Source organism: Gloeomargarita sp. (assembly GCF_053491055.1).
This window is the reverse complement of sequence record NZ_JBRCEP010000088.1, coordinates 1-24,453: the sequence shown is the minus strand read 5'-3', so window position 1 is coordinate 24,453 and position 24,453 is coordinate 1. Positions and strand designations below refer to the sequence as shown.

Below are 24,453 nucleotides of genomic sequence, written 5' to 3'. Positions count from 1 at the left end.
TCTCGGGCGTTACCAGCCCCACGGGCGGGTTGTTGACGCGCTCTTTGTCGCGGTGCTCGTAGGACTCGATTGCGCGTTTGGTATCGGTTTTCTTTCCTGCCATCCAGTCCTGCCTGTTGGGGTGGTCATGCACCGGTTGGGGAGTCTAACTATAGATTAACACCCCCATACCAATCCTATGGCTCGAAGCAAAAGTCACATAAAATTCTTCAAAATTAGCCAAATCCTTTCAATGGAACTAAATTTTGATGAACAAACAGGCAAATACACGCACACCAGTCCAACTTCTCATCTCTGAAGCTCGCACCCCATAATAACGCAGAGGACTGTATTTATTGTGCAATGCTAATAATTGGCTACAAACGATTCACTTCTAGATATCAAAGCGATAACGAATAGCTCCAGAATCAGGGTCGTTAGTAATTTCCGCAAGGCCTTCCCTCTCTGCTTCCTGAAGTAACTTTTTTACTTCTTGAGGCTCTAGCTGGGTATACATAACCGCTTGAGCAATAGATAAGACACCACCATTTTCCTTAGCCGCTCTGAGCAACCTTTGCATCGGAGTATCTGAAGTTACAACTGATAACTGGGCTTCCTGAAGTTGCTTGATTTGGGGAATGTCACCAAGATTCAGAGTGATCGATTGGTTGATGCTAGGGGTTCCACTCCCCAGACCTCTTAAATAGACATTTCGTCGGTCAACCATACCAGGAATGAGAAGCAGATCAAGTAACTGACCAATGTAACAAAAGCCAAGTGTAAAAAGGTAAATCAATCCAATACCAATATCTCCAACATAAAAACGCTGAGCACCACAAATCCCGAACAGACAGAGGCACCACAGTAGATATGCTGTACCTGAGTTTACCTGTTGCATATAGTCATTTCAAACAAGTTTGCGACATGCGCCTTTACCTGAAAACCCTGTCCTGGAAGGGGATACAGTGATGACCAGTGCCTCAAAGTGTTGCATTTTCCTGTGAAACGACTATAACTTCCTGCTCCCACTGCTTACAGCATAATATCTTATCATTACCCCCTAATTTTTTCGTTAGTTCCTATCTAATTTTTTTATACAAAAAGTTTTAGGCTGCATCAGATTTTTGGGCAAAAATAAAAATCCCCCACCCGTAGGCAGGGGATTGGGGTTTTAGCTAGGAATAAAACCTAGCCGAAAATGGACGCCGTCGAAGCAATCAAAAAGGCCGCATAGGTGAAGACATACCCCACTGTAAAGTGCGCCAGACCCACCAACCGGGCTTGGACAATCGACAGCGCCACCGGCTTATCTTTCCAACGCACCAGGTTCGCCAAGGGCGTGCGCTCATGCGCCCAGACCAGCGTTTCGATCAACTCCTGCCAGTAACCCCGCCAGGAAATCAGGAACATAAAGCCCGTCGCCCAGACCAGGTGCCCGAACAGGAACATCCACGCCCAGACCGACAGATTGTTCATCCCGTAGGGGTTGTAGCCGTTGATCAACTGGGAACTGTTCAGCCACAGGTAGTCCCGCAACCAACCCATCAGGTAGGTCGAGGACTCGTTAAACTGCGCCACATTCCCTTGCCAAATCGCCAGGTGCTTCCAGTGCCAGTAGAAGGTCACCCAGCCAATCGTGTTCAGCATCCAGAACATGGCCAGGTAGAAGGCGTCCCAGGCAGAAATATCGCAGGTGCCGCCCCGTCCCGGGCCATCACAGGGGAAGCTGTAGCCAAAGTCCTTTTTATCCGGCATCAGCTTGGAACCCCGGGCATCCAACGCCCCCTTGACCAGAATCAGGGTCGTGGTGTGCAACCCCAGCGCAATCGCATGGTGCACCAGGAAATCCCCCGGCCCGATGGTCAAAAACAGGGAATTGGTCCCCGCATTGATGGCATCCAACCAACCCGGCAACCAGACATTGCCGTAGTTCGGCCACGCAGTCGTGGCAATGCTGTCCGGATTCGACAACAGGACATTGAACCCGTACAGCGCCTTCCCATGCGCCGCCTGAATCCACTGGGCAAACACCGGCTCAATCAAAATCTGCTTTTCCGGCTGCCCAAACGCCACCACCACGTCGTTGTGGACGTACAGACCCAGCGTGTGGAAGCCCAAAAACAGCGACACCCAACTCAGGTGGGAAATGATCGCCTCCTTGTGCTCCAGCATCCGCGCCAGTACATTGTCCTTATTGGCTTCCGGGTCGTAGTCCCGCACAAAGAAGATCGCCCCGTGGGCAAACGCCCCCACCATCAAAAACCCAGCAATGTACTGGTGATGGGTGTACAGCGCCGCCATCGTCGTCTGGTCCTGCGCCATGAAGGCATAGGGAGGCAGACTGTACATATGTTGCGCCACCAGCGAGGTAATCACCCCCAGGCAGGCCAACGCCAGCCCCAACTGGAAGTGCAACGAATTGTTGATCGTATCGTACAGCCCTTCGTGACCCCGCCCCAGGGCGCCCCCAAACGGCGTACCCTCAGGCGGCCGGTGTGCCTTCAGGATTTCCCGGATGCTGTGGCCAATCCCAAAATTGGTGCGGTACATGTGCCCGGCGATGATAAAAATCACCGCAATCGCCAGGTGGTGGTGCGCCATGTCCGTCAACCACAGGGATTGAGTCTGGGGATGGAACCCACCCAAAAAGGTGAGAATCGCCGTTCCGGCCCCTTGCGCCGTGCCAAAAATATGCTGCGGCGTATCCGGGTTCTGGGCATACACCCCCCAGTTCCCCGAAAAGAAAGGCGCCAAACCTGCCGGGTGCGGCGGCATACTCAGGAAATTATCCCAGCCCACATGCACCCCGCGGGATTCAGGAATCGCCACATGCACCAGGTGCCCCGTCCAAGCCAACGACGACACCCCAAACAACCCTGCCAGGTGGTGGTTCAAACGGGACTCCGCATTCTTAAACCACGCCAGGGAAGGCCGGAACTTGGGTTGCAGATGCAGCCAGCCCGCAAACAGAGCCACCGCCGCCAAAAGCAGCAGGAAAATAGACCCCGCATACAGGTCATTGTTCGTCCGCATCCCAATCGTGTACCACCACTGGTACACCCCGGAATAGGCAATGTTCACCGGGCCAGCCGCCCCTTGCGCCTGCGTAAACGCCTCCACCGCCGCCTGCCCAAAATGGGGGTCCCAGATGGCGTGGGCAATAGGCCGCACATTCAGCGGGTCCTTGATCCACTGCTCAAAATTTCCCTGCCAGGCCACGTGGAACAGATTCCCCGAGGTCCACAGGAAAATAATCGCCAAATGGCCAAAATGCGAGGCAAAAATCCGTTGGTACAGATTTTCCTCCGTCATGCCATCGTGGCTTTCAAAATCATTCGCCGTCGCCAAGGCATACCAGATACGCCGTGTAGTCGGGTCCTGCGCCAAGGCTTGGCTAAATTTGGGAAACTTCGTTGCCATATCCTCTCCTATCCCTTAGCCGGAAACGGCGATAATCCGTGCCAGGAAGAACGACCAGGTGGTCACAATCCCCCCTAAGAGGTAGTGGGCCACCCCGACCGCCCGTCCTTGAATGATGCTCAACGCCCGCGGCTGAATCGCCGGCGCCACCTTGAGCTTGTTGTGCGCCCAGACAATCGACTCGATCAGTTCCTGCCAGTAGCCCCGGCCACTGAACAAAAACATCAGGCTAAACGCCCAAATAAAGTGCGCCCCCAGGAACATAATCCCGTAGGCCGACAGCGCCGAGCCGTAGGAACCAATCACCTGCGAAGACTGCGCCCACAGGAAATCCCGCAGCCAGCCATTAATCGTGATTGCACTCTGGGCAAAATTCCCACTGGTAATGTGGTTAATCGCGCCATTGGCATCCACCGTCCCCCAGATGTCCGACTGCATCTTCCAGGAGAAGTGGAAAATCGCAATAGACAGCGAATTGTACATCCAAAACAGCCCCAGGAACACGTGGTCCCAACCGGACACCTGGCAGGTACCACCGCGCCCCGGCCCATCACAGGGGAACGCAAACCCCAGATTCGCCTTATCGGGAATCAACCGGGAATTGCGGGCAAACAACACCCCTTTCAGCAGGATCAACACCGTCACGTGGATGGTAAAGGCATGGATGTGGTGCACCATAAAATCCGCCGTGCCCAACACCATCGGCATCATCGCCACCTTACCCCCCACGATCAGAGGTTCCCCGCCAAAAATCGGACTCACCCCCGCCGTCGCATAGGGAGCCGTCGCACCCGCCGCCGCCGCATGCAACCCCTGAATCCACTGGGCAAACACCGGCTGCAAACGGATCGCCGTATCCGAGAACATATCCTGGGGCCGCCCCAGCGCCCGCATCGTATCGTTGTGGATGTACAACCCGAAGCTGTGGAAGCCCAGGAACAAACACACCCAGTTCAAGTGCGAAATGATCGCATCCCGGTGGCGGATCACCCGATCCAACACATTATTCACATTCTGCGCCGGGTCATAATCCCGCACCATAAAGATCGCCCCGTGCGCCCCAGCGCCCACCACCAAAAAGCCCCCAATCCACATGTGATGGGTAAACAGGGACAACTGGGTGGGATAATCCGTCGCCAGGTACGGATAAGGCGGCATGGCGTACATATGCTGGGCCACAATAATCGTCACCGAACCCAACAACGCCAGGTTAATCGCCAACTGAGCATGCCAGGAGGTAGTCAAGATTTCGTACAACCCCTTATGGCCCGTGCCCCCAATCAGCAACGGGTCCCGATGGGCTTCCAAAATCTCCTTGATGCTGTGGCCGATTCCCCAGTTGGTGCGGTACATATGCCCCGCCACGATAAACAACACCGCCAACGCCAAATGGTGGTGCGCCGTATCCGTCAGCCACAGACCCCCCGTCACCGGGTTTAACCCCCCCTTAAACGTGAGGAAATCCGTGTACGCCCCCCAATTCAGGGTAAAGAAGGGCAGCACCCCCGACGGCACACCCCAAGGCACATGGGGGAACACATCCGCCATCAAACTCGGGTTCAAAATCCACTCATGGGGCAAGGGAATATCCGCCACCGTCGCGATCAATTTGCCCCCGACGGTCAACGGCGCCCCCGCATCAATCGCATCCAAACAGGCATTGATGGGCAAAGACACATGAATCTGTTGCCCTGCGTAGCCCAAACACCCCAACCCCAGCAGACCCGCCAGGTGGTGATTGAGCATCGATTCCACATTCTGGAACCACTCCAGCTTCGGCGCCGCCTTGTGGTAATGGAACCAACCCGCAAACAGCATCAGCGCCGCCATCACCAGCGCGCCAATCGCCGTGCAGTACAGTTGGAACTCATTGGTAATCCCATTCGCCCGCCAGAGTTGGAAAAACCCAGAGGTAATCTGAATCCCCTGGAATCCGCCCCCCACGTCGGCGTTGAGAATCTCTTGGCCCACAATCGGCCAGACCACCTGCGCACTCGGCTTCACGTGCAAGGGGTCCGCCAGCCAGGCCGAATAATTCGAAAATTTCGCCCCGTGGAAATACATCCCGCTTAGCCACACAAACACCACCGCCAGATGGCCAAAGTGGGCACTAAAAATCTTGCGGGAAATATCCTCCAGGTCGCTGGTATGACTGTCAAAATCGTGAGCGTTGGCGTGCAGATTCCAAATCCAGGTGGTGGTCTTCGGCCCCTTGGACAAAGACCGGGAAAAATGCCCCGGCTTCGCCCACCGCTCAAACGACGTCGGCACAGGGTCACGATCCACAGTCACCCTAACCTTCGCTTCCCGCTCCGGTGGACTGATGGTCATTCGAACGCTCCTCTCCTAATACGGCAAGGAATAAATTTCGGTGCTCCCGCCGCGCGACAGTACCGTCACGCCTTAGCCGGAACAGGGTCGCCCCCATTCCCGCCCGGTAACACCCTGAACTTAGTCAGCATTATAGGCTCCCCTCGCCGTCTGGTTCCGGGCGTTAATAATAGTTAAACTCCTTGTCCTTCCCCGCCCCTGCCTGCCACAAATAAACAAAAAATTTTTACAAAAATTTACATCAAACCGACAATTAGCTATAGCTATCCATTTTATTAATTTTATTAAATTTCTCTGTTGCGGTCTGGCCGGCAGGCGACCGGGGGCACAGGTTCGCTTGGTAGCTCCCCACGACGGGGTGGAAAAGGCCGCTCGCGTTAGCGGGACGTAGTCTTTGAGCGATTGGAGTCGCCTGCCAATGCGTGTTGGTGACGAAACAATCACCTACCCCGGTGAACGAGCCGGACGGTGCGAGCGTCAGTAAGCGGAACCTGGAGCCTTGGTGGCAAGGAACCGTCTCGGGGCATCTTGACCACGCCTTGGCGCGTCCGTTGGTGGACTGTGTCAGCATCCCCCGGCTTTAGGCGGTGGGAGTGCCAACCGGCGATTGCTCCCAGGCAAGCCGCAGGGAAGAACATTCAGCTCCGTCTGGGGGTTTTTTCGTGCCCGTAGATGCCCTGGAGCAACTGCGCCACCCGCTGCATATCCTTGACCCCAGGCGTTTGTTCTACGCCGCTGGAGACATCGATCCCGTAAGGGCGCGTTTGGGCAATGGCGGCGCGGCAATTTTCCGGGGTAATGCCCCCTGCCAACCACCAGGGCAAAGGAGCGTCGAGATGCCTGAGCAAGCCCCAATCCCAGGCGCGACCCGTACCCCCCAGGTGTTGGGGGTCATAGGCATCCAGCAAGAAGCGATCCACCCACGGAACGTAGGGAGCCATGCCCGCCAAACTGGTGGCATCCCGCACCCGGAGCGCTTTGATGATCATCACGTCGGGACAGGCGGCCCGGAGCGCTTGGCAATACGGGGGCGACTCCTGCCCGTGCAACTGCACCCCGGTAAACCCCTGGGTTTGCACAGCGGCAATCACCTCCGACAAAGGACACTCGGCAAACACCCCCACCCGCCAGACCGGATAGGCCGCCAACGCCTGGTTGAGTTGCCGTTGTTGCGCAGGGGCCACATAGCGGCGCGACGTCGGCACGCAGACGATTCCCACCGCCGTTACCCCCATCCGGGCAATCGCCACCGCCTGCGCCACCTGGGTTAAACCGCAGATTTTTACCTCCATCACCCCAGCGCCGTTCCCACACCGCCAAACATCAGCCAGGAGAGGAAGAAATCCGCAATAAAAATCGCCAGCAGCCCCGTGACCACCGCTGCCGTAGTGGATTGCCCTACCCCTTTGGCGCCGCCTGTGGTTGTTAGCCCCCAGCCACAGCCAATCGTTGCCACCAACATCCCAAACATGCCCCCCTTGACCAGGGCTTTGAACATATCCGCCGCCTCCATGAACTGCTGCACCGAGTCCAAAAACTGGGAAATACTGAGATTGTACATGCGATTGGCAATCAACACGCCGCCGCCAATCCCGACAACCAAAGCCACCACCGTCAGCAAGGGCACCATCAACATACAGGCCAACACCCGCGGCAGTACCAGGTAATCCACCGGGTCAGTCTTCAACATGTACAACGCATCAATTTGCTCGGTTACCTGCATCGTGCCCAACTCCGCAGCAAAAGCCGCACCCACCCGCCCGGCCACAATCACCGCAGTGAGTACAGGCGCCAACTCCCGCACCAACGCCAGGGCCAACACCCCACCGACCAAATTCCCAGAACCAAACCGGACAAACTCCCGCGCCACCTGAATCGTAAACACCATACCGACAAACAGACCCGTAAGGACCACCACCAGCAGGGATTCTGGCCCCACGATTGCCAGTTGGGCGACCAAATTGCGCCGGTGTACCCGCCCCCGCAACAAATGCACCGTCACCTGCCCCCACAGCAGTAACGTACTGCCCAACCGCTGCCCCCACCGCCACGTTTGCCCCAACGGCGCCATCGCCTGCTGTCCCCACTGCTGCCCCAATTCTAAACTGACCCGCCCCCAGAACCCAAAACCGCTTACCGCCGTCTGGCCCTTCGGGTACAATGGAACGTAACGCATTGTAACCCAATTGTTAAGTTTTATGTACGCACCCTGGTTCCGCCTGTTGCTTGCTGGCGTCTTGGTGTTGGGGGTTTGGTTGGGTGGTCCCGCACCGCTGCAGGCGGCTCCCCGCTACGTACAGGCGGAACTGATAAGTGAGGTGCAGACGGTGCAACCGGGAACCCCGTTCGCGGTGGGGGTACAGCTTCGCATTGCGCCTGGTTGGCATGTCTATTGGCAAAATCCAGGGGATTCTGGGGACCGGGTGCGCATCCAGTGGGAATTACCCCCAGGAACGACGGCGGGGGATGTGCAATGGCCCTATCCCCAGCGTTTGCCGGTGGGGCCTTTGATGAATTTTGGTTATCGCGACCAGGTGCTTTTGCTCAGTCAAATCAGGCCCTCTGCGGCGTTAACGCCTGGGCAAACGCTCACGCTCCAGGCGCAGGTCAGTTGGTTGGTCTGTCGCGAGGACTGCATTCCCGAAGCTACGACATTGACGTTGCGTTTGCCGGTAGCAGCGACGGCGCAAGCCAATCCCGCCGCCACAGCGGCATTTGCCCAGGTACGGCGGCAACATCCCCAGCCTGCTCCCTGGCCGGTTAGGTATGCGGTTCAGGGGGAACGGCTCACGTTGAGTTGGCCGTTGACGGGGGTCAAACAGGCGGCGTTTTTCCCTTGGGCAGACGGCGTGATTACCTATGCGGCGCCCCAAGTTTTGACCCAGACCGGCAACCTCACCCAACTGACGGTGACCCGCGGCTACCGGGAGCACCTGGCTACTGTGGAGGGGGTGTTGGTGGTGACGACCGAGCAGGGGACGCACGCCTACACGATGCAAGCGGTGCCAGGGGTGTTCCCAGCAGGCGGGGGGAACCTGGGGCGGATTGTGGGGCTAGGGTTTTTGGGCGGTTTGCTGTTGAATGTCATGCCCTGTGTGCTGCCAATTCTGTCCCTAAAAACCCTGCAACTGGCCGATAAGGTGCGGCAATCGCCGCGGCAGGTGCGTCTGGGGGGATTGAGCTATGGGGCAGGGGTGCTGGTGAGTTTATGGGTGGTAGCGGCGGTGTTGCTGGGGTTGCGGGGGTTGGGACAGCAGTTGGGCTGGGGCTTCCAGTTGCAATCGCCAGGGATGGTCTTGGTTTTGCTGAATCTGTTGTTTGCGGTGGGCTTAAATCTCTCTGGCGTGTTTCAGGTGGGGACAGGCTGGCTGGGGGTTGGGCAAAGCTTGACGGAACGACCGGGGTATGTGGGGGAATTTTTTACGGGGGTGCTGGCCACGGTAGCGGCCACGCCTTGTACGGCGCCGTTTATGGCCACGGCGATTGGGGCGGCCTTGACCTTGCCACCTGGAGAAGCGCTGGCCGTATTTACCAGTCTGGGGCTGGGGTTTGCCTGCCCGTACACCCTGCTGTGTTTTGTTCCCGGCTGGCGGCGCTGGTTGCCCAGACCAGGGGCTTGGATGCACACGCTGCAACGGCTGTTGGCTTTTCCGGTCTATGGAGCGGCGGCCTGGTTGCTGTGGGTGCTGACCCTGCAAACGGGCACGGATGGCTTGGCCGTGGGACTTACGAGTTTGGTGCTGGTGGGTTTGGCAGCCTGGCTGTACGGCCAAGGGCAGGTGCACCCAGGTTGGCGCCGGTTTAGCCTTTGGGGTGCGCTGTTGCTTGCCGGTTTTTGTCTCACCTTACCGGGGTGGTTGCCAGCGGGGGTGACGGTGGAACGACCGCCCGCACAAAGCCCGGCGGATGTGGTCTGGGAACCCTTTACGCCTGAACGCCTGCAGGCGCTGCGCCAACAGGGCCGACCGGTCTTTGTGAATTTCACGGCGGCCTGGTGTGTGAGTTGTCAGATGAACGAGCGGCTGGTTTTCCGCCATCCCGAAGTGCAACAGGCGTTTCGGGAGCGGGGCATTACCCTGCTGAAGGCGGACTGGACCCGTCAGGACCCAGCGATTACCCAAATCTTGCAGGGGTTTGGCCGTAGCGGCGTGCCCCTGTACGTCCTCTATCCAGGGGGCAACCGACCCCCGGTGGTGTGGCCGAGTCGGCTCCGTCCGAACCAGGTCACGGAATGGTTGTCATCGCAAACTGGAGGTTAACCATGGCGCGTTTCCCTTGGCTGATGCCGACGACGGCGGCGATGGTGGTCAGCAGTGTTGCTGCCCCTAGCTGGGCGACGGTGCGGGTTGGCAATCCGGCCCCCGATTTTACCGCCAAGACCAGCACCGGCCAGACCGTCCGCCTGAGCGATTACAAAGGTAAGGTAGTGGTGCTGGAATGGACCAACCACCAATGCCCCTTCGTGGTCAAGCACTACCGCAGCGGCAATATGCAAAAGCTGCAACAGGAAGCCAAGGCCAAAGGGGTCGTGTGGTTTTCCGTGGTCTCGTCAGCGCCGGGGCAACAGGGGTTTGTCACCGCAGAGCAGGCCAATGCGGTGGTCAAGGAGCAAAAGGCCAGCCCGACGGCGGTGCTCCTCGATCCCGAAGGCACGTTGGGGAAACTCTACGGCGCCCGCACCACCCCCCACATGTTCGTCATTGACCAAGCAGGACGGTTGCAGTACATGGGTGCGATTGATGATCAACCCAGCCTTGCTGAGCAAGACGTCACCAAGGCCAAAAATTACGTCCGCGCGGCCATTCAACAGATTTTGGCCGGGCAAAAAGTCACCATCAGTACCACCCAACCCTACGGTTGCTCGGTGAAGTACAAAAACTGAACAAAAACCAAAAGGTAGTTTGGGATATCCCCTGGCCAAACAGGGGGTATCCTCATGGCGTTCTCAATTGGAGAACCTCTAGGACACCCCATGCTTGCGCTTGCCACCGGGCATGATTATATAGCCAGGTAGGTTAAGGTTGTCGCCTTAAGATTTACGGCTACGCCACGCTTCGTTATGAGAAACCAATGTGGGGTTACGCCCAGCGGCCTATGTCATGTCAACCTTTGTATGCTTAGCTATAGTGCCTGTGACCAGAAACCATCACAAATGCCTGGATTCAGGTCATGGCGATTCCGTTTCCTCTTGCGGGGCAAAGGCATCGCAGTATCCTTCCGGCGCTACTTGCAACCCCATCAAGGGGGATTCCGGTTGGGTACACCGTTGGCCGCGGTAGAAACGACAGTGGGCACAGGAACGGGCAGGCGTCGGCGGTGCGGCCAACACCTCCTGGGGACTCAACCCCCGCACCAGCAGTTCCTCCCCCTGCCAGCGGGCTTCCACCAACCCGGTCGCGGCAAAATGCACCCAGCGGGGGTCACTGGTTACCGTCTGGGGCAACTCAATCCGCACGCCCGTGTCCGTCTCGGTCAATTCCCCCTCGTAACTGCCTGTGTGTTCCGGCGGTGGGATAGACACCAGCGGCATCCCCAAAGGCAAATCCAGCCAGGCCCCCGCTTGGGGAATATGGACGTGGTAGCGGTTGCGGATTTCCTCTAGAGCCGCCAAATCCCCCAAATCCGCCAGCGTCCCATCCACCAACACCAAATGCTGGGGGCGCAGGGTATGAATGAGTTGCAACGTGGCTACCCCGTCGTTGTGCGCCTGGAGCAGATAGGGGTGATAGACCCCCTGGGGCGGGGCGGGTTCCCCTTGCGGCCACAACACCAGCCAATCTTCCGGCTGGGCCAAGGCGTCTGGCTCCGGCCAGGTATCTGCCAGGACAATGTCAAACGCCTCCGGTGGTTCTGCCCCCCAACGAAAGCTTTGGGGATAAACCCGCTGGTCCCAAAACAGACTTTGGTGGCGGGCAAAATTCTGTACCGGCGCCGGTAAAAAAGCCAGCAGTTCCAGCAGGACATCACACCCCCGCGCCACCGCCGGTGCCACCCCAATTTTCACAGGCCGCCCGGTCAGCAAATAGTGCGTCCGCAGGACCAACAAAATTTCCTGCGCCGTCCCGATGGCCTCGGCGCCAATCCACACCCGTTGTCCTTGGGTCAAACCCCACACCACCAATTCCGCCAACTGCTGCTCCTGTTGCTTGCGCCGGGGATATTTGCGTGTACCCGCCGTGCCATCCAGGATCAACACATCGGGACGGATGCCCTGCAATTCCGCCAACCGCAACCCCTCGGTCAAGCGGGTATTGGCCAAAAAACAATTCCCCGTATAAAGCAGGGAAATGACCCGCCCTGCCGTCTGGTACTGCACCCACACCAAGGCCGCCCCCGGTAAATGGCCCGCCGGAATCAATTCCACCGTCACTGCCTCGGTCAACGGCACGGGTACCCGCCAGGGGAGAATGGTGCCTAACCCGGTCAATCCCGGTTCCACCGGCCAATTCAAGGGCAACAAGCGCCGGGTCACCTCGCTGACATAAATGGGCAAATCGGGAAACCCGCGGTGCAAGGCCAGCAGCCCCCGGCCGTGGTGGGGATGGGCATGGGAACACACGACCGCATCCGCCGGTGGTGTGAGGTCAAAATAGGGGTCAAGGGACGACAAACCACAGTCCAACATCAGGCGGTAATCGCCCAGGTACACCACCAGACAAACCCCCGCTCCCCCCTGTCCGGGACTATAGACCCGACACCCCAGGGTCATGGGTGCGCTTCAGTGTGCCGAGCCGTTGCCGTGGTAGTTGTCCGTGTCGTAAAACCCATTGCGCGTGCCAAAATACAAAGCCGCCACCGTAAATACCACCGTCAAACCCAAAATCACCGTCTTGACATCCATGCTTGCGCTCCAGCATCTCCCAGCTTCACCATAACCAAAAATCCCCCCCACCCGTCGGTGCCTGGGTGGGAATCCTAAAATTTTTCCCAACCGGCGCCCCAGGCCCACTTCGCCAAAACCCCTATGTTACAATGCTAGCTAGGCTAGGGGTGCCCCGGCGGGGCTGAGAGTATACCCTAAGAACCTGAACCGGGTCATACCGGCGGAGGGAAGCTGTTTTTTTGAGGTAATGATATGGCGCATTTACGTACTCAGTGGGTCGCCCCGCGGCGGGGTCAGGCCAATGTGACCCAGATGCATTATGCCCGTCAGGGTGTGATTACCGAAGAAATGCGGTATGTGGCCGAGCGAGAACAACTGCCGCCGGAGTTGATTCGGGCTGAGGTGGCGCGGGGACGGATGATTATTCCGGCCAACATTAACCACGAAAATTTGGAACCAATGTGCATTGGCATTGCCGCCCGGTGTAAGGTGAATGCCAATATCGGCGCTTCGCCCAATTCCTCGGATATTGAAAAAGAGTTAGAGAAGCTTTCTCTGGCGCTGAAATACGGCGCGGATACGGTGATGGATTTGTCCACCGGCGGCGGCAATTTGGATGAAATTCGCACGACGATTATCCGGAATTCGCCGGTGCCGGTTGGGACGGTGCCGGTGTATCAAGCCCTGGAATCGGTGCATGGGAATTTGGACAAGCTGGGGCCGGAGGATTTTCTGCACGTGATTGAAAAGCATGCCCAGCAGGGGGTGGATTACATGACCATCCATGCGGGGATTTTGCTGGAGCATTTGCCTTTGGTGAAAAACCGGCTAACGGGCATTGTTTCCCGCGGTGGGGGGATTATTGCCCGCTGGATGTTGCACCACCACAAACAAAATCCCCTCTACACCCATTTCCGGGATATTATCGAAATTTTCAAGAAATATGACGTGTCGTTTAGTTTGGGGGATGCCCTGCGCCCTGGCTGTCTGCATGATGCTTCGGATGCGGCGCAAATGGCGGAGTTGAAGACCCTGGGGCAATTGACGCGCCAAGCCTGGGAACACGATGTGCAGGTGATGGTGGAAGGTCCAGGCCATGTGCCGATGGACCAGATTGAATTTAATGTGAAAAAGCAGATGGAGGAATGTGCTGAGGCGCCGTTTTATGTGCTGGGGCCGTTGGTGACGGATATTGCGCCGGGGTATGACCACATTACTTCGGCGATTGGGGCGGCGCTGGCGGGGTGGTACGGGACGGCGATGTTGTGTTATGTCACGCCCAAGGAGCATTTGGGGTTGCCCAACGCGGAGGATGTGCGCAACGGGTTGATTGCCTACAAAATTGCTGCCCATGCGGCGGATATTGCCCGTCATCGTCCGGGGGCGCGGGACCGGGATGATGCCCTGTCGGCGGCCCGTTATCAATTCGACTGGAATCGGCAGTTTGAATTGGCCCTTGACCCGGAGCGGGCGCGGGAGTACCACGACGAAACCTTGCCTGCGGACATTTACAAAACGGCGGAATTTTGCTCCATGTGTGGCCCTAAATTCTGTCCGATGCAAACCAAGGTGGATGCGGAGCAGTTGCAGGAGCTAGAGCGATTTCTGGCCAAGCAGGGGTGATTCGCCCGATTGCCCCAGGGGAATTGCGCCAGTTGGCCGTCCTGTTGGCCGAGTGTTTCCCGCCGCCTTGGAATCCGGGGGGTTGGTGGACGACCCTATGGCAGCGCACGATTGAGCAGGACATTGCCCAACGGCTAGAGCGCGAGGGGGACAAGATTCTCTGGCTGGCGGTCTGGCAGGGGAAGGCGCTGGCGGGGGCGGTGGAGGTGAGCCAGCGGCAATGGCTGCATATTCAGTACATTTATTTGGCGAATTTGGCGGTTGCGCCTGCCTATCGTCGCCAGGGGCTGGGGCGGAAATTATTGCTGGCTGCAGAGCAAGCGGTGCAGTCTTGGCCCCAGGAATATCTGTACCTGCACGTGATGGAAAACAACCAAGCCGCGCGCAACCTCTACCAGGGGTTGGGCTACCGGGTGGCGCGGTGCGAATGGACCTGGCAGACGTGGTTTGGGGGACCCCGGCGCCTATTACTCGCCAAACCCCTTTGCCGGTACAATCAAGAATGTTCCCAAGCGTGAGTCCTGCTGTGAATTGGAGCCACATTCCCCCCCAACCTGCCGAAGGGCTGGTGAATCTGATCATCGAAATTCCCGGCGGTTGCCGCAACAAGTACGAGTTGGACAAAGCCTTAGGGGTCATCAAGTTGGACCGGGTGCTCTACTCGGCGGTTCATTACCCCTACGATTACGGGTTTATTCCCAACACCTTAGGCGATGACGGCGACCCCCTCGACGGTTTGGTGATGATGGATGAACCCACCTTTCCCGGTTGCCTGGTGACGGCGCGCCCGGTGGGGCTGTTGGAGATGGTTGACGGGGGCGAGCAGGACGAAAAACTGCTGTGTGTGCCCGCAGACGACCCCCGTTATGCCCAGGTCAAATCCCTAGGCGACGTGGCGCCCCATCGGTTGGCGGAAATTGCCGAATTTTTCCGCACCTATAAAAACCTGCAACACAAAAAGGTGGAAGTCGGGGAATGGAAGGATGTGGATGCTGTCTGGCCCCTGGTGGCCCACTGCGTGCACGCCTACCAAACACACAAGGGTTAACTGGCAACTCCCGTGTGGCGCACCTTCCTACTCAGTAAACTGCACAATGCCACCCTCACAGGCGTCCATCTGGATTACAGCGGCAGCATTGCCATTGACCAGGATTTGTTGACCCAAGCGGGCATCTTACCCTACGAGCAGGTGCAGGTTGCCAACATCACCAACGGCCAACGCCTCACGACCTATGTGATTGCAGCGCCAGCAGGTTCCGGCCAAGTGGAACTCAACGGCGCGGCGGCCCACTGCGGTCAGGTGGGGGATCGTCTAATTATCATGAGTTACGGGTTGCTCAGCCGGGAAGAATGGCAACACCATACCCCCAAGGTGCTCATTTTGGATGCCCACAACCGGATTAAAGAAAGCCGCTCTGAAAGACCTATACAACAGTGACACACTCCCAACCCTCATGCTTGCATACGCTATAATGGGGAGCCTACGCAAGAACCCTTTGTGTTAGCGAAGCGGGCCGTTAGGAATGGAGACAGGGGATGTCCCACGGTGTGATTACACCAAATTCCGGCAACGCCGTTTGGTATAACCGCCATCACTGTAACACTTTCTTGCGGGGTTGACACTCCCACTGCCCAAAGACGGGGGATGCTGACGCAGTCCCCAAACGGACGCGCAACCCCTACACCGTTCCTTAAGGTTCTGCACTGTTCGCGTCAGCGGGGACGCACCGGTCGGGTTTTTCACCGGAGTAGGTGCAACGCCGACGGCCCACTCAAGCGACCGCCTGGGAACGGTACGCCTCGCCGATAACCATACCATTGATGAGCAACTAAAGTTGCTTAAAGGCTTTTCCGCCCCGTAGTACGGAGCTACCAAGCTATTCTGCGGTGTGATTTGTTTACCTTTAACACCCGTTTTTATACCCTCGCTGACCTGCCGGCCTTGATGGGGGCTTTAGACTTTATCTATAACCAGTTACAAGCGCAATTGCTCAGTTGTGTGAGCTAGGGAGGAACTGCCGTGACAACGGAAATTCTGGAAAAGCCGAAAACCGGGGGACAGCGCAAGCACGCCCCCAATTACAAAGTACTGTTGCACAACGACGACCACAACACGATGGAGTATGTGGTGGAGTCGCTGATGAAAACCGTGCCCAGCCTGTCCTGGATGGATGCGGTGGCGGTGATGCTGGAGGCGCACAATACGGGGGTGGGGTTGGTGATTGTCTGCCCGTTGGAGCCGGCGGAATTTTATTGCGAGGGGTTGCGGCGCCGGGGTTTGACCAGCACGATTGAGCCGGAATGCTAAAGGCCCACTTGCGCCGGTTGGCGACTTGGCCATTCCCCTTGCGACTGCTGGCATTTGTCCTGATTTTGTTGGCGGTTTGGTTGCCGGTGGTGCTGGCACTGTGGCCATTTTTGGGCACGGGTGACCAGGTGCGCCCTCTGGCAACTGCGATTCTTTATCTGGAATTGATGGGCATTTTGTACTGGTGGGGCCGGGCGGTACGGGGGGAACAGCGGCCCTGGCACTCCTACGGTTTGGCGTTGGGAGGACGCTGGTGGCAAGAAGCGCTCTGGGGTTGGGCGTGGGGGGTGGGGGCGTTGCTGGCATTGCTGAGTCTGCAGGCGGCTTGGGGTTGGTTGCAGTGGCACCATCGCCCGGAGATGCCAATTGTTTGGGAAGGGGTAGCTGTGGGGTTGGGGGTGGCGCTGGCCGAGGAATGGCTGTTCCGGGGTTGGTTGTGGCAGGAGTTGCGCCAGGATTATGGGGTGGCAGGGGCAGTCTGGGGCAGTAGTGGCCTGTTTGCGTTGGCGCATTTTTTCCACCCCCCGGAGGTAATTGCCGCTCTCTGGCCGCAGTTTCCGGGGTTGATGCTCCTGGGGTTGACGCTGGCTTGGGGACGGCTGGCTTGCGGGGGGCGCCTGGGGTGGCCGGTGGGGTTTCACGGGGGGTTGGTGGCGAGCTACTACTGGGTGCGGGTGGGGGGCTGGCTGACGGTGCATCCGGCGTTTCCCCCCTGGCTGACGGCCCTCGAGACGAATCCCTTGGCCAGTCCTCTGGGGTTGACGGCGATGGTGGCGGTGGCGGTGGCAACCCGCCGGTGGGCGCAGCGAACGATGCCGGGGTAATGGCAAAACGGGGGTTCTGGGTTGGCCTGGCGTTGCTGTTAACCGGTTGCGGTGTGCCGGTGGTGGCGGTAGCGCCGGGGTTTGAGCCTTTAACCCTAGAGGGACGGGCAGGGGGGGCAGTTGCCAGTGCGCCCTGTGGTTATGTGCCGCACCACCCCCAGCATCGGTTGCAGATGACCGCCGATATGGATTACCTGAAATTCGAGGTCAGGGACGCCCCCCGGGTGACGCTGCTTATCAAGGCGGCCGATGGCTGGTTTTGTGCCACCCCCATCCAAGACCGCCCGGCACAGATTTCTGGGTATTGGCAGGCAGGCGTTTATGACATTTTTCTGGGCAGTCTTGACCCTGGGCAGTCTCCCCCCTACCGCCTGGTCATCACGGGGGCAAAATCGCTTCCGTCAGCAGCGCCCCCTGCAAATCCGTCGCTTCCAGGTAGGCATCGGTGAGACAGGCACGGGTGAAATCCGCTCCCTGCACCAGCACTTCGTAGAGGGAAGCCCCGCTCAAATCCGCATCCACCAACGTGGCATTCGTCAAGTCCGCCTGGTTGAGAATCGCCCCCGCCAAGTTCGCACCGCGCAAATCCGCCCCCTGGAGCAACACCCCGGTCAAATCCCCCCCCGCCAGATTCGCCTGGTGTAACCGCGCCCCGGTGAGAATCGCCCGCGACAAACGGGCATCGCTCAAATCCGCCTCGCCCAAATTGGCTTCCCGCAGCGTGGCCTGTACCAAATTGCTGCGCTGTAAGACCGCCTTGTAGAGTTGCGTGCGGGTGAGGTTAGCGCGGCTCAAGTCCACGCCGGTCAAATCCGCCCGGGTGAGGTCGGCCTCCGTGAGATTGGCATGGAGCAAATCCACCCGGTCGAAAATCGCCCCGTTCAAAACCGCCCGGGTGAGGTTCGCCCCTTTGCAGTTGGTGCGGCTGAAATCGGCATTCATACATTGGGCTTCGCTCAAATCCGCATTGGCAAGATTGGCTTCGCTCAAGATCGCATCGCTCAAGCCCGCCCCCACCAGTTTCGCCCCCTGCAAAATTGCCCGACTCAAATCCGCTTCAAAAAAATTGGCCTGGCTGAGGTCGCTATGGCGCAAGGCCGCCCGCGTCAAATCCACCCGGGCCAGATTCGCCCCACACAGCCGGGCATTGTTCAAATTAGCGCCGGTTAAATCCGCCCCAGTCAAATCCGCGCCCCTCAAATCCGCCTCAATCAACACCACCCGGCTCAAATTGGCCCCCACCAGCTTGGCCCCCCGCAGATTCACCCCCACCAAATCCGCTTCGGTCAATTTGGCCTTGTTGAGAACCGCTCCCTCCAAATCCGCCTGGCTCAGATACGCCCCCACCAACTTGGCCGCCGTCAGATTCGCCTCCCGCAGTACCGCCTGGCTCAAATCCGCTTCCCGCAATATCGCCCGGCTCAAATCCGCCCGCGTCAAATTGGCCTGACCCAAGCCCACCCCGGCCAGCTTGGCGCGACTGAGGTTGATCTCCCGCAGGATGGCCAAGGCCAAATCCGCCCCGTTCAGGTTGGCCTGCCGGAAGTCCCGCTCCCCGTCGGCATAGCGCCGCAGCAATTCATCTGCATTCATGGCTTTATCATACAGGGATAGGTCAATGCCCGACGAGGGCCGCCCACACCGGCTCATCCATCTCAAAATTAGCGCTCACTGCCTGCACATCGTCCAAATCCTCCAACGCCTCCAACAACCGCAGCACCTTGCGCCCCCAGTCCACATCCGTAATCGCCACGGTGGTTGTGGGTTGCCAGCGGGTCTGGGCCGTGCCGACCCGATAGCCTTCCTTTTGCAGCGCCGTCACTGCCGCTTCCAAAGCCAGGGGTTCCGTGAGCAAGGCCGCCGTACCCTCCTCCCACTCATACCCGGTCGCGGGCACCAGCAGCGCCGCCGCCAGGAGGTCCTCTTCGCTGGTAATCCCCGGCAGTTCGATCCAGCCCACCTGGGTAAACATCCAGCCCACACAGCCGGTTTCCCCCAAATTGCCCCCGTATTTATTAAACGCCGCCCGAATCTCCCCCGCCGTGCGGTTGCGGTTATCCGTCAGGGCTTCAATCAACACCGCCACTCCCCCCGGCGCATAGCCCTCGTAACGCACCGCCTCCAGCCGCTCCGCATCCATCCCCAGCAACCCCGCCCCCTTGGCAATCGCCCGTTCAATATTCTCCTGGGACATCCCCGCCGCCTTGGCCTTTTCCACCGCCGTCCGCAGGCGAAAATTGGCTGCCGGGTCCGGCGACCCCAGCCGCGCCGCCACGATCATCTCCCGCGAAAGTTTGGCAAACATCTGTCCCTTGAGGGCATCCACCCGCGCCTTTTGCCGTTTGATATTCGCCCACTTGCTGTGTCCTGCCATCGTGCTGCTGGCCCTGTCAAACCCATGCAATCAAATTAAAGCAAATTCCCAGGAGTCAACTTACCGGCAGCGGCGGGTGTACCCGGGGAATGGTGTAGGTGAAAAAATCATACGCCAGCAGGGTATTGGGAAAAATTGCCTGGGCTTCCGCCAATAAATCGCTCAATTGCAAAGGATTGCCCGGTGCGTAGCGGGGGCTAAAGTGGGTGAGAATCAACTGCTTGACCCCCGCGGCCAAAGCCACCTGCGCCGCCATGGTCGAAGTGGAATGGAGCCGTTCAAACGCCAACGCCGCATCCTGGTGGGCAAACGTCGCCTCGTGCACCAACACATCTGCACCTTGGGCCAAGGCCACCGCCTGGTCGCAATAAATCGTATCCGTACAGTACACAAACGACCGCCCCGGTTGGGGGGGGCCACAAAACTCCCGGCCATCGAAGACCCGGCCATCCGGCAACGTCACCGTTTCCCCCCGCTTCAACTGCCCATAGACCGGCCCCGGCGGAATCCCCAACGCCTGCGCCTTGGCCACGTTAAATTCCCCCGCCCGTTCCCGCTCCGCCACCCGATAGCCAAAGGCCGGCACCCGATGCTTCAACGGCGCACAGGTCACCTGAAATTCCTCATCCTCATACACCAACCCCGGCGCCACCGGATGCACCTGCACCGGAAAGGCAAACCGCATCTGACTGTAGCGCAAACAGGCTTTGATGTACCCTTGCAAGTCCGCCGGGCCATAGATGTCCACCCGGTGATTGTCCCCCGCCAAGCCACAACTGGCCAACAGCCCCACCAGGCCAAAGATGTGGTCCCCGTGCATGTGGGTAATAAAAATCCGGCGAATCTGGCTGGTTTTTAACTCGCTGCGCAGCAGTTGGTGCTGGGTACCCTCCCCACAGTCAAACAGCCACACCTCCGCCCGCTGGGGCAACTTCAGCCCAATACTCGACACATTCCGCCCCCGCGTCGGCACCCCCGAACTGGTTCCCAAAAACGTCAGTTCCACCCCTCGTCTGCGGCCCAACCCTACTTCCCCAGTCTAACGAACCCCCGGTTTGACGCAAACCCCAAAACTTTCTAAAATTAAACTCAAGTTACAAAATGTAAATTTTGTTGCCCAATTGCTTAATTTACCGGTTTTTTGTGGAGTGGGATAAGCGATGGTTAAGCGATGTTCCTGGGTGATGGGGTGGGTGTTGGCGGTGGTTTTGGCTTGGGGGCTGGGGGTTATGCCCGCCTGGGCCTATGACAATCCCGACCTGTTACCCAGCCAGCCGACGCCGATTATTGACCTGAATCGTTCGCTTACGGACGTCCAGGAACAGGCGCTGGCGCAGGAGTTGGCGCAGTTTGAGCGGGAACATGGCTGGAAGTTGCGGGTGGTGACCCAGTACGACCGCACGCCCGGCAAAGCGGTCAAGGATTTTTGGGGTTTGGATGAGCGGAGTGTGTTGCTGGTGGCCGACCCCAGGGGGGGCAATTTACTGAGTTTTAATGTGGGGGATGCGGTCTATGAAAAACTGCCCCGCCTGTTTTGGATTGAACTGCAAGCTCGGTTTGGGAATATGTTTTATGTGCGGGAGCACGGGGAAGACCAGGCCATTATCCAAGCCCTGCGCGCGATAGAAACCTGCCTGGTGCGCGAGCAAGGGTGCAAAGTCGTCCCCGGTTTGCCCCAGGAGCAATGGCTGTTGACCTTGATTACGTCCCTGGTGGGGGGAATTATCTGTGGGTTTGCCGCCCAACCCCGTCGCCAAGGGCAGGTGATCGCCTGGCAGTGGGTGCTAATTTTTTCGCCCCTGTGGGGGATGCTTTTTATCTCCTTTGGTTTGGGGCCGGTGCTCAGCCGCACCAGCGATTGGTTGCCTGTTGTGCGTAACGTTGCCGGGTTTGCCATTGGTGCTTTGGTGGCCTACCTGAGTCCCCTGTTTGGGGAGCCTTTTCCCTCGAAAACCTGACGGGCGTGCTGGCGGGCGAGGGTCACATATTCCTGGGCGTGGGTGAGCAAGGCGGCGGCTTCTTGGGGGGTCACCTCCCGCACCACCTTGGCGGGCACGCCCAAGGCCAGGGAGTAATCTGGTAGGGATTTGGTCACAACTGCCCCTGCGCCCACGATGCAGCCTGTGCCTACCGTCACCCCATTGAGCACAATGGCCCCGATGCCAATCAACGCCCCTTGACAAATCGTCGCGCTGTGGATCACCGCCCGATGCCCCACCGTCACCCAATCCCCCAAAATGGTGGGTTCGCCGGGGTCCCCATGCAACACGCAGCCATCCTGGATATTCGTACCCTGCCCCACCACAATCGGGCTACAGTCCCCCCGCAGCACCGCCTGATACCAGACACTGGCATCCACCCCCAAACGCACATCCCCAATCACCGTCGCATTGGCAGCCACAAACGCGGCTAAATCCACCTGGGGAACGGCATTCATGGTTGGGCTGCCCCAGCCGCCCTGCGTTCTCGGATATACGCCCTCAACCTTGCCCCCTGCGCCAACTGTTCCTGAGGGCTAGGGCAATTGGGTAATCTGCGCGTCATGGCCCGCCCCAACGACTGCATGCAATTATAAATGTGCCGGGCCGCACCCTGAGCAGTAGCGTTCATCCCAACTGCCGTAGGCATCCTCATGGGAAATCCCATCTCCCTTCCCATGACGGAGCATCCTCTATAATAGTTACTTGAGCCTCTTGGCCCTGTGCATCCCTGGCGGTAACATTTTGCCTATGGCCCGTCGTTATCACATTGTCACTTTTGGGTGTCAGATGAACCGTGCCGACTCGGAGCGCATGGCCGGGATTTTAGAGGATTTGGGCTGGGAGGCAACCGCCGACGAAGACCAAGCCGATTTAATTCTGTACAACACCTGTACGATTCGCGACAACGCCGAGCAAAAAGTCTATTCCTACCTGGGGCGGCAGGCCAAACGCAAGCACCAAAACCCCGGTTTGACCCTGGTGGTGGCCGGTTGTGTGGCCCAACAGGAAGGGGAACGTCTGCTGCGCCGCGTGCCGGAATTGGATGCGGTCATGGGGCCGCAGTATGCCAACCGGCTGGCGGACATCCTGGCGCAGGTGGAACAGGGACAGCAGGTGGTGGCCACCGAAGCGATTGCGATTGTGGAAGACATCACCAAGCCCCGCCGGGACAGTCGGGTGACCGCCTGGGTGAATGTGATTTACGGCTGCAACGAACACTGTACCTATTGCGTCGTGCCCAAAGTGCGAGGTAAGGAACAATCCCGGCAACCGGAAGCCATCAAACAGGAAATTATCGGCCTGGCGGAACAGGGGTACAAGGAAATTACGTTGTTAGGGCAAAATATCGATGCCTATGGGCGGGATTTGGGCACGCGACCGGATGGGCGTTATCGGGTGACGTTGACGGATTTGCTGTATTTTATCCATGACGTGCCGGGGATCGAGCGGATTCGCTTTGTCACCAGCCATCCCCGCTATGTCACCGAGCGGTTGATCCAAGCCTGTGCGGAACTGCCCAAGGTGTGCGAGCATTTTCACATTCCCTTTCAGTCCGGGGACAACGAGATTTTGCGGCGGATGCAGCGGGGTTATACGCGGGAACGGTACTGCCAAATTATTGACAAAATTCGTCATTATCTCCCGGATGCGGCCATCAGCGCCGATGCGATTGTGGGGTTTCCCGGCGAGACGGAGGCGCAATTTGAACAGACGTTGGATTTGGTGGCGCAGATTGGCTTTGACCAAGTAAATACGGCGGCCTATTCGCCGCGGCCTGGGACACCGGCGGCCACGTGGCCTGACCAAGTGCCGGAGGAGGTCAAACAAGACCGTTTGCAGCGCTTGAATCATCTGGTGGCGCAGGTGGCGGCGCAGCGCTCGCAACGCTATCTGGGGCGGGTAGAGGAAATTCTCATCGAGGGGGTCAACCCCAAGAATGCGACGCAGGGGATGGGGCGTACCCGGACCAACCGGCTGACTTTTGTGGCGGGGGAAACCCAGTTGGGGCAGGTGGTGCCGGTGCAGATTACGGAGGCGCGGGCGTTTAGCCTGACGGGGGTGCCGGTGGCCAGACAGGTCGGTTAGGATTTGGGGACAAGATAGCGAGATAGAAAGATAGAATTTGTGGCTATGTTGTGGAGGTTGCGGTTTTGGTGCTGGCGACCAAAAGTAAACTGGCCGGTTCGGCCTGCGAAACTACCCAGAAAACCCTGGTGAGGGTTTTTGCAGCCCTTGATAACAAAAGCTGAAGGAGCGTTGCAGAACTTGGTGGTCTTGGTTCGCTTCTATCCAAATGGGGGTAAAAGTATCTTAGGGAAAGGAAATTTTTGGTGATTTGAAGCAAACTCGCATCGCTGTTGAACAGGGGGGGAGGTATCAGCCAATGCTAAAAATTTCTCAAAAGATTCTTGCCCGGCAACCATATCTTTAAGATTCAACGCTGCTGGCGATGACAAGGTGTGTACACTAAAGGCAAGGAGGGAGTGCTGATTCATTCTTGCGTTGCTTCTTGGTTCGCCCTGGCAAGACTGACGTTGGTTGCCAAGATACCGATACGGTCGGGAGTGCGGTGGTAGATACGGTGCGGCGTTGGTTGTTCCCGTTTGCGGACCCGCAGGTGGCGGAATGGTCGGCCTCGGCGCGTTGGCTCCAGCGGTTGACGTTTCTCTGGCTGGCGGTGGGGTTGGTGGTGTTGTTTTCGGCGTCGTTCCCGATGAGTGTGGCGGATCATGGGGACGGGTTTTATTACATCAAGCGGCAGGTGGTTTGGGCGGTGTTGGGGGTGGGGG

The 24,453-nt window shown here is 58.4% G+C and carries 23 protein-coding genes, 1 pseudogene and 1 riboswitch; of the genes and pseudogenes, 13 read left to right on the top strand and 11 right to left on the bottom strand.

Annotation, left to right across the window (positions count from 1 at the left end; genetic code table 11):
• Positions 1-373: 373 nt before the first annotated feature.
• The 3 genes from ACWISF_RS09735 to psaA all read right to left on the bottom strand — a co-directional run bounded on the left by ACWISF_RS09735 (position 374) and on the right by psaA (position 5,730).
• Positions 374-877 (bottom strand): TM2 domain-containing protein, encoded by a 504-nt coding sequence (locus tag ACWISF_RS09735; protein ID WP_448381390.1) that lies wholly within the window; start codon positions 875-877, stop codon positions 374-376.
• 290 nt (positions 878-1,167) lie between these two features.
• Positions 1,168-3,399, bottom strand: a complete 2,232-nt coding sequence (gene psaB, locus ACWISF_RS09730; protein ID WP_448381389.1) for a photosystem I core protein PsaB — start codon at positions 3,397-3,399, stop codon at positions 1,168-1,170.
• 15 nt (positions 3,400-3,414) lie between these two features.
• Positions 3,415-5,730: a photosystem I core protein PsaA gene (psaA, locus tag ACWISF_RS09725; protein ID WP_448381388.1), complete on the bottom strand. Its 2,316-nt coding sequence runs from the start codon at positions 5,728-5,730 to the stop codon at positions 3,415-3,417.
• 428 nt (positions 5,731-6,158) lie between these two features.
• On the opposite strand from psaA, the gene ACWISF_RS09720 reads away from it, so the two are divergent.
• Entirely contained in the window at positions 6,159-6,314 is a 156-nt protein-coding gene (locus ACWISF_RS09720) for a hypothetical protein (RefSeq protein ID WP_448381387.1), read from the top strand.
• 54 nt (positions 6,315-6,368) lie between these two features.
• Here the strand turns inward: ACWISF_RS09720 and ACWISF_RS09715 are convergent, their stop codons facing one another.
• Together ACWISF_RS09715 and ACWISF_RS09710 are read right to left on the bottom strand one after the other, a co-directional pair.
• Positions 6,369-7,022, bottom strand: coding sequence for a phosphoribosylanthranilate isomerase (locus tag ACWISF_RS09715; protein ID WP_448381393.1), 654 nt, complete (start codon positions 7,020-7,022; stop codon positions 6,369-6,371).
• The gene (locus ACWISF_RS09710; protein WP_448381392.1) at positions 7,022-7,801 is read right to left on the bottom strand and encodes an MlaE family lipid ABC transporter permease subunit; all 780 of its coding nucleotides are present in this window, start codon (positions 7,799-7,801) and stop codon (positions 7,022-7,024) included. Before ACWISF_RS09710 ends, ACWISF_RS09715 begins: the two co-directional genes overlap by 1 nt.
• A gap of 127 nt (positions 7,802-7,928) precedes the next feature.
• Here ACWISF_RS09710 and ACWISF_RS09705 point away from each other — a divergent pair, with 127 nt between their 5' ends.
• The gene (locus tag ACWISF_RS09705; RefSeq protein ID WP_448381386.1) at positions 7,929-9,989 is read left to right on the top strand and encodes a protein-disulfide reductase DsbD family protein; all 2,061 of its coding nucleotides are present in this window, start codon (positions 7,929-7,931) and stop codon (positions 9,987-9,989) included.
• A gap of 2 nt (positions 9,990-9,991) precedes the next feature.
• Positions 9,992-10,612 carry a thioredoxin family protein gene (locus tag ACWISF_RS09700; protein WP_448381385.1) on the top strand — a complete coding sequence of 207 codons (621 nt, stop codon included), beginning with the start codon at positions 9,992-9,994 and terminating at the stop codon, positions 10,610-10,612.
• 285 nt (positions 10,613-10,897) lie between these two features.
• On the opposite strand, the gene ACWISF_RS09695 is transcribed toward ACWISF_RS09700, so the two are convergent.
• Both ACWISF_RS09695 and ACWISF_RS09690 read right to left on the bottom strand, forming a co-directional pair.
• On the bottom strand, positions 10,898-12,439 hold the full coding sequence (locus tag ACWISF_RS09695; RefSeq protein WP_448381384.1) for an MBL fold metallo-hydrolase: 1,542 nt from the start codon (positions 12,437-12,439) through the stop codon (positions 10,898-10,900).
• 9 nt (positions 12,440-12,448) lie between these two features.
• A complete protein-coding gene (locus ACWISF_RS09690; RefSeq protein ID WP_448381383.1) occupies positions 12,449-12,571 on the bottom strand; it encodes a hypothetical protein in 123 nt (40 codons plus the stop codon).
• Between the two features lie 135 nt (positions 12,572-12,706).
• A riboswitch (TPP riboswitch) is annotated at positions 12,707-12,799 on the top strand.
• Positions 12,800-12,805: 6 nt separating this feature from the next.
• Between ACWISF_RS09690 and thiC the strand changes: the two genes are divergently transcribed.
• The 7 genes from thiC to ACWISF_RS09655 all read left to right on the top strand — a co-directional run bounded on the left by thiC (position 12,806) and on the right by ACWISF_RS09655 (position 17,757).
• Entirely contained in the window at positions 12,806-14,176 is a 1,371-nt protein-coding gene (thiC, locus tag ACWISF_RS09685; protein ID WP_448381382.1) for a phosphomethylpyrimidine synthase ThiC, read from the top strand.
• Positions 14,173-14,694, top strand: coding sequence for a GNAT family N-acetyltransferase (locus ACWISF_RS09680; RefSeq protein WP_448381381.1), 522 nt, complete (start codon positions 14,173-14,175; stop codon positions 14,692-14,694). Before thiC ends, ACWISF_RS09680 begins: the two co-directional genes overlap by 4 nt.
• An 8-nt stretch (positions 14,695-14,702) precedes the next feature.
• Positions 14,703-15,224 carry an inorganic diphosphatase gene (locus ACWISF_RS09675; protein WP_448381380.1) on the top strand — a complete coding sequence of 174 codons (522 nt, stop codon included), beginning with the start codon at positions 14,703-14,705 and terminating at the stop codon, positions 15,222-15,224.
• Positions 15,225-15,236: 12 nt separating this feature from the next.
• A complete protein-coding gene (gene panD / locus ACWISF_RS09670; RefSeq protein WP_448381379.1) occupies positions 15,237-15,614 on the top strand; it encodes an aspartate 1-decarboxylase in 378 nt (125 codons plus the stop codon).
• 582 nt (positions 15,615-16,196) lie between these two features.
• Positions 16,197-16,484, top strand: coding sequence for an ATP-dependent Clp protease adapter ClpS (gene clpS / locus ACWISF_RS09665; RefSeq protein WP_448381378.1), 288 nt, complete (start codon positions 16,197-16,199; stop codon positions 16,482-16,484).
• Positions 16,485-16,522: 38 nt separating this feature from the next.
• Positions 16,523-17,308, top strand: coding sequence for a CPBP family intramembrane glutamic endopeptidase (locus tag ACWISF_RS09660; protein ID WP_448381377.1), 786 nt, complete (start codon positions 16,523-16,525; stop codon positions 17,306-17,308).
• A complete protein-coding gene (locus tag ACWISF_RS09655; protein ID WP_448381376.1) occupies positions 17,281-17,757 on the top strand; it encodes a hypothetical protein in 477 nt (158 codons plus the stop codon). Before ACWISF_RS09660 ends, ACWISF_RS09655 begins: the two co-directional genes overlap by 28 nt.
• Here the strand turns inward: ACWISF_RS09655 and ACWISF_RS09650 are convergent.
• From ACWISF_RS09650 to ACWISF_RS09640, 3 genes are read right to left on the bottom strand one after another with little or no spacing between them, the layout of a single operon-like run.
• Positions 17,687-18,901, bottom strand: coding sequence for a pentapeptide repeat-containing protein (locus ACWISF_RS09650; protein WP_448381375.1), 1,215 nt, complete (start codon positions 18,899-18,901; stop codon positions 17,687-17,689). The two genes, ACWISF_RS09655 and ACWISF_RS09650, sit on opposite strands and share 71 nt — an antisense overlap.
• Positions 18,902-18,923: 22 nt before the next feature.
• Positions 18,924-19,682 carry a YebC/PmpR family DNA-binding transcriptional regulator gene (locus ACWISF_RS09645; RefSeq protein ID WP_448381374.1) on the bottom strand — a complete coding sequence of 253 codons (759 nt, stop codon included), beginning with the start codon at positions 19,680-19,682 and terminating at the stop codon, positions 18,924-18,926.
• A 55-nt stretch (positions 19,683-19,737) separates the two neighbouring features.
• Entirely contained in the window at positions 19,738-20,688 is a 951-nt protein-coding gene (locus tag ACWISF_RS09640; RefSeq protein WP_448381373.1) for a ribonuclease Z, read from the bottom strand.
• A gap of 178 nt (positions 20,689-20,866) precedes the next feature.
• Here ACWISF_RS09640 and ACWISF_RS09635 point away from each other — a divergent pair, with 178 nt between their 5' ends.
• A complete protein-coding gene (locus ACWISF_RS09635; RefSeq protein ID WP_448381391.1) occupies positions 20,867-21,640 on the top strand; it encodes a TPM domain-containing protein in 774 nt (257 codons plus the stop codon).
• Here ACWISF_RS09635 and ACWISF_RS09630 read toward each other — a convergent pair.
• A complete protein-coding gene (locus tag ACWISF_RS09630; protein ID WP_448381372.1) occupies positions 21,595-22,119 on the bottom strand; it encodes a gamma carbonic anhydrase family protein in 525 nt (174 codons plus the stop codon). The genes ACWISF_RS09635 and ACWISF_RS09630 overlap by 46 nt on opposite strands.
• A 292-nt stretch (positions 22,120-22,411) precedes the next feature.
• Between ACWISF_RS09630 and miaB the strand changes: the two genes are divergently transcribed.
• The gene (gene miaB / locus ACWISF_RS09625; RefSeq protein ID WP_448381371.1) at positions 22,412-23,749 is read left to right on the top strand and encodes a tRNA (N6-isopentenyl adenosine(37)-C2)-methylthiotransferase MiaB; all 1,338 of its coding nucleotides are present in this window, start codon (positions 22,412-22,414) and stop codon (positions 23,747-23,749) included.
• A 484-nt stretch (positions 23,750-24,233) separates the two neighbouring features.
• A pseudogene (locus ACWISF_RS09620) lies at positions 24,234-24,453 on the top strand (cell division protein FtsW); the annotation flags it as partial.

Bases quoted from the DNA above. Each gene is read 5' to 3' on its own strand.
- ACWISF_RS09690 (WP_448381383.1), bottom strand. From the start codon at position 12,571: ATGGATGTCAAGACGGTGATTTTGGGTTTGACGGTGGTATTTACGGTG.
- ACWISF_RS09650 (WP_448381375.1), bottom strand. From the start codon at position 18,901: ATGAATGCAGATGAATTGCTGCGGCGCTATGCCGACGGGGAGCGGGAC.
- psaA (WP_448381388.1), bottom strand. From the start codon at position 5,730: ATGACCATCAGTCCACCGGAGCGGGAAGCGAAGGTTAGGGTGACTGTG.
- ACWISF_RS09635 (WP_448381391.1), top strand. From the start codon at position 20,867: ATGGGGTGGGTGTTGGCGGTGGTTTTGGCTTGGGGGCTGGGGGTTATG.
- ACWISF_RS09735 (WP_448381390.1), bottom strand. From the start codon at position 877: ATGCAACAGGTAAACTCAGGTACAGCATATCTACTGTGGTGCCTCTGT.
- ACWISF_RS09630 (WP_448381372.1), bottom strand. From the start codon at position 22,119: ATGAATGCCGTTCCCCAGGTGGATTTAGCCGCGTTTGTGGCTGCCAAT.
- psaB (WP_448381389.1), bottom strand. From the start codon at position 3,399: ATGGCAACGAAGTTTCCCAAATTTAGCCAAGCCTTGGCGCAGGACCCG.
- ACWISF_RS09710 (WP_448381392.1), bottom strand. From the start codon at position 7,801: ATGGCGCCGTTGGGGCAAACGTGGCGGTGGGGGCAGCGGTTGGGCAGT.
- ACWISF_RS09645 (WP_448381374.1), bottom strand. From the start codon at position 19,682: ATGGCAGGACACAGCAAGTGGGCGAATATCAAACGGCAAAAGGCGCGG.
- ACWISF_RS09700 (WP_448381385.1), top strand. From the start codon at position 9,992: ATGGCGCGTTTCCCTTGGCTGATGCCGACGACGGCGGCGATGGTGGTC.
- ACWISF_RS09715 (WP_448381393.1), bottom strand. From the start codon at position 7,022: ATGGAGGTAAAAATCTGCGGTTTAACCCAGGTGGCGCAGGCGGTGGCG.
- thiC (WP_448381382.1), top strand. From the start codon at position 12,806: ATGGCGCATTTACGTACTCAGTGGGTCGCCCCGCGGCGGGGTCAGGCC.
- ACWISF_RS09705 (WP_448381386.1), top strand. From the start codon at position 7,929: ATGTACGCACCCTGGTTCCGCCTGTTGCTTGCTGGCGTCTTGGTGTTG.
- miaB (WP_448381371.1), top strand. From the start codon at position 22,412: ATGGCCCGTCGTTATCACATTGTCACTTTTGGGTGTCAGATGAACCGT.
- ACWISF_RS09695 (WP_448381384.1), bottom strand. From the start codon at position 12,439: ATGACCCTGGGGTGTCGGGTCTATAGTCCCGGACAGGGGGGAGCGGGG.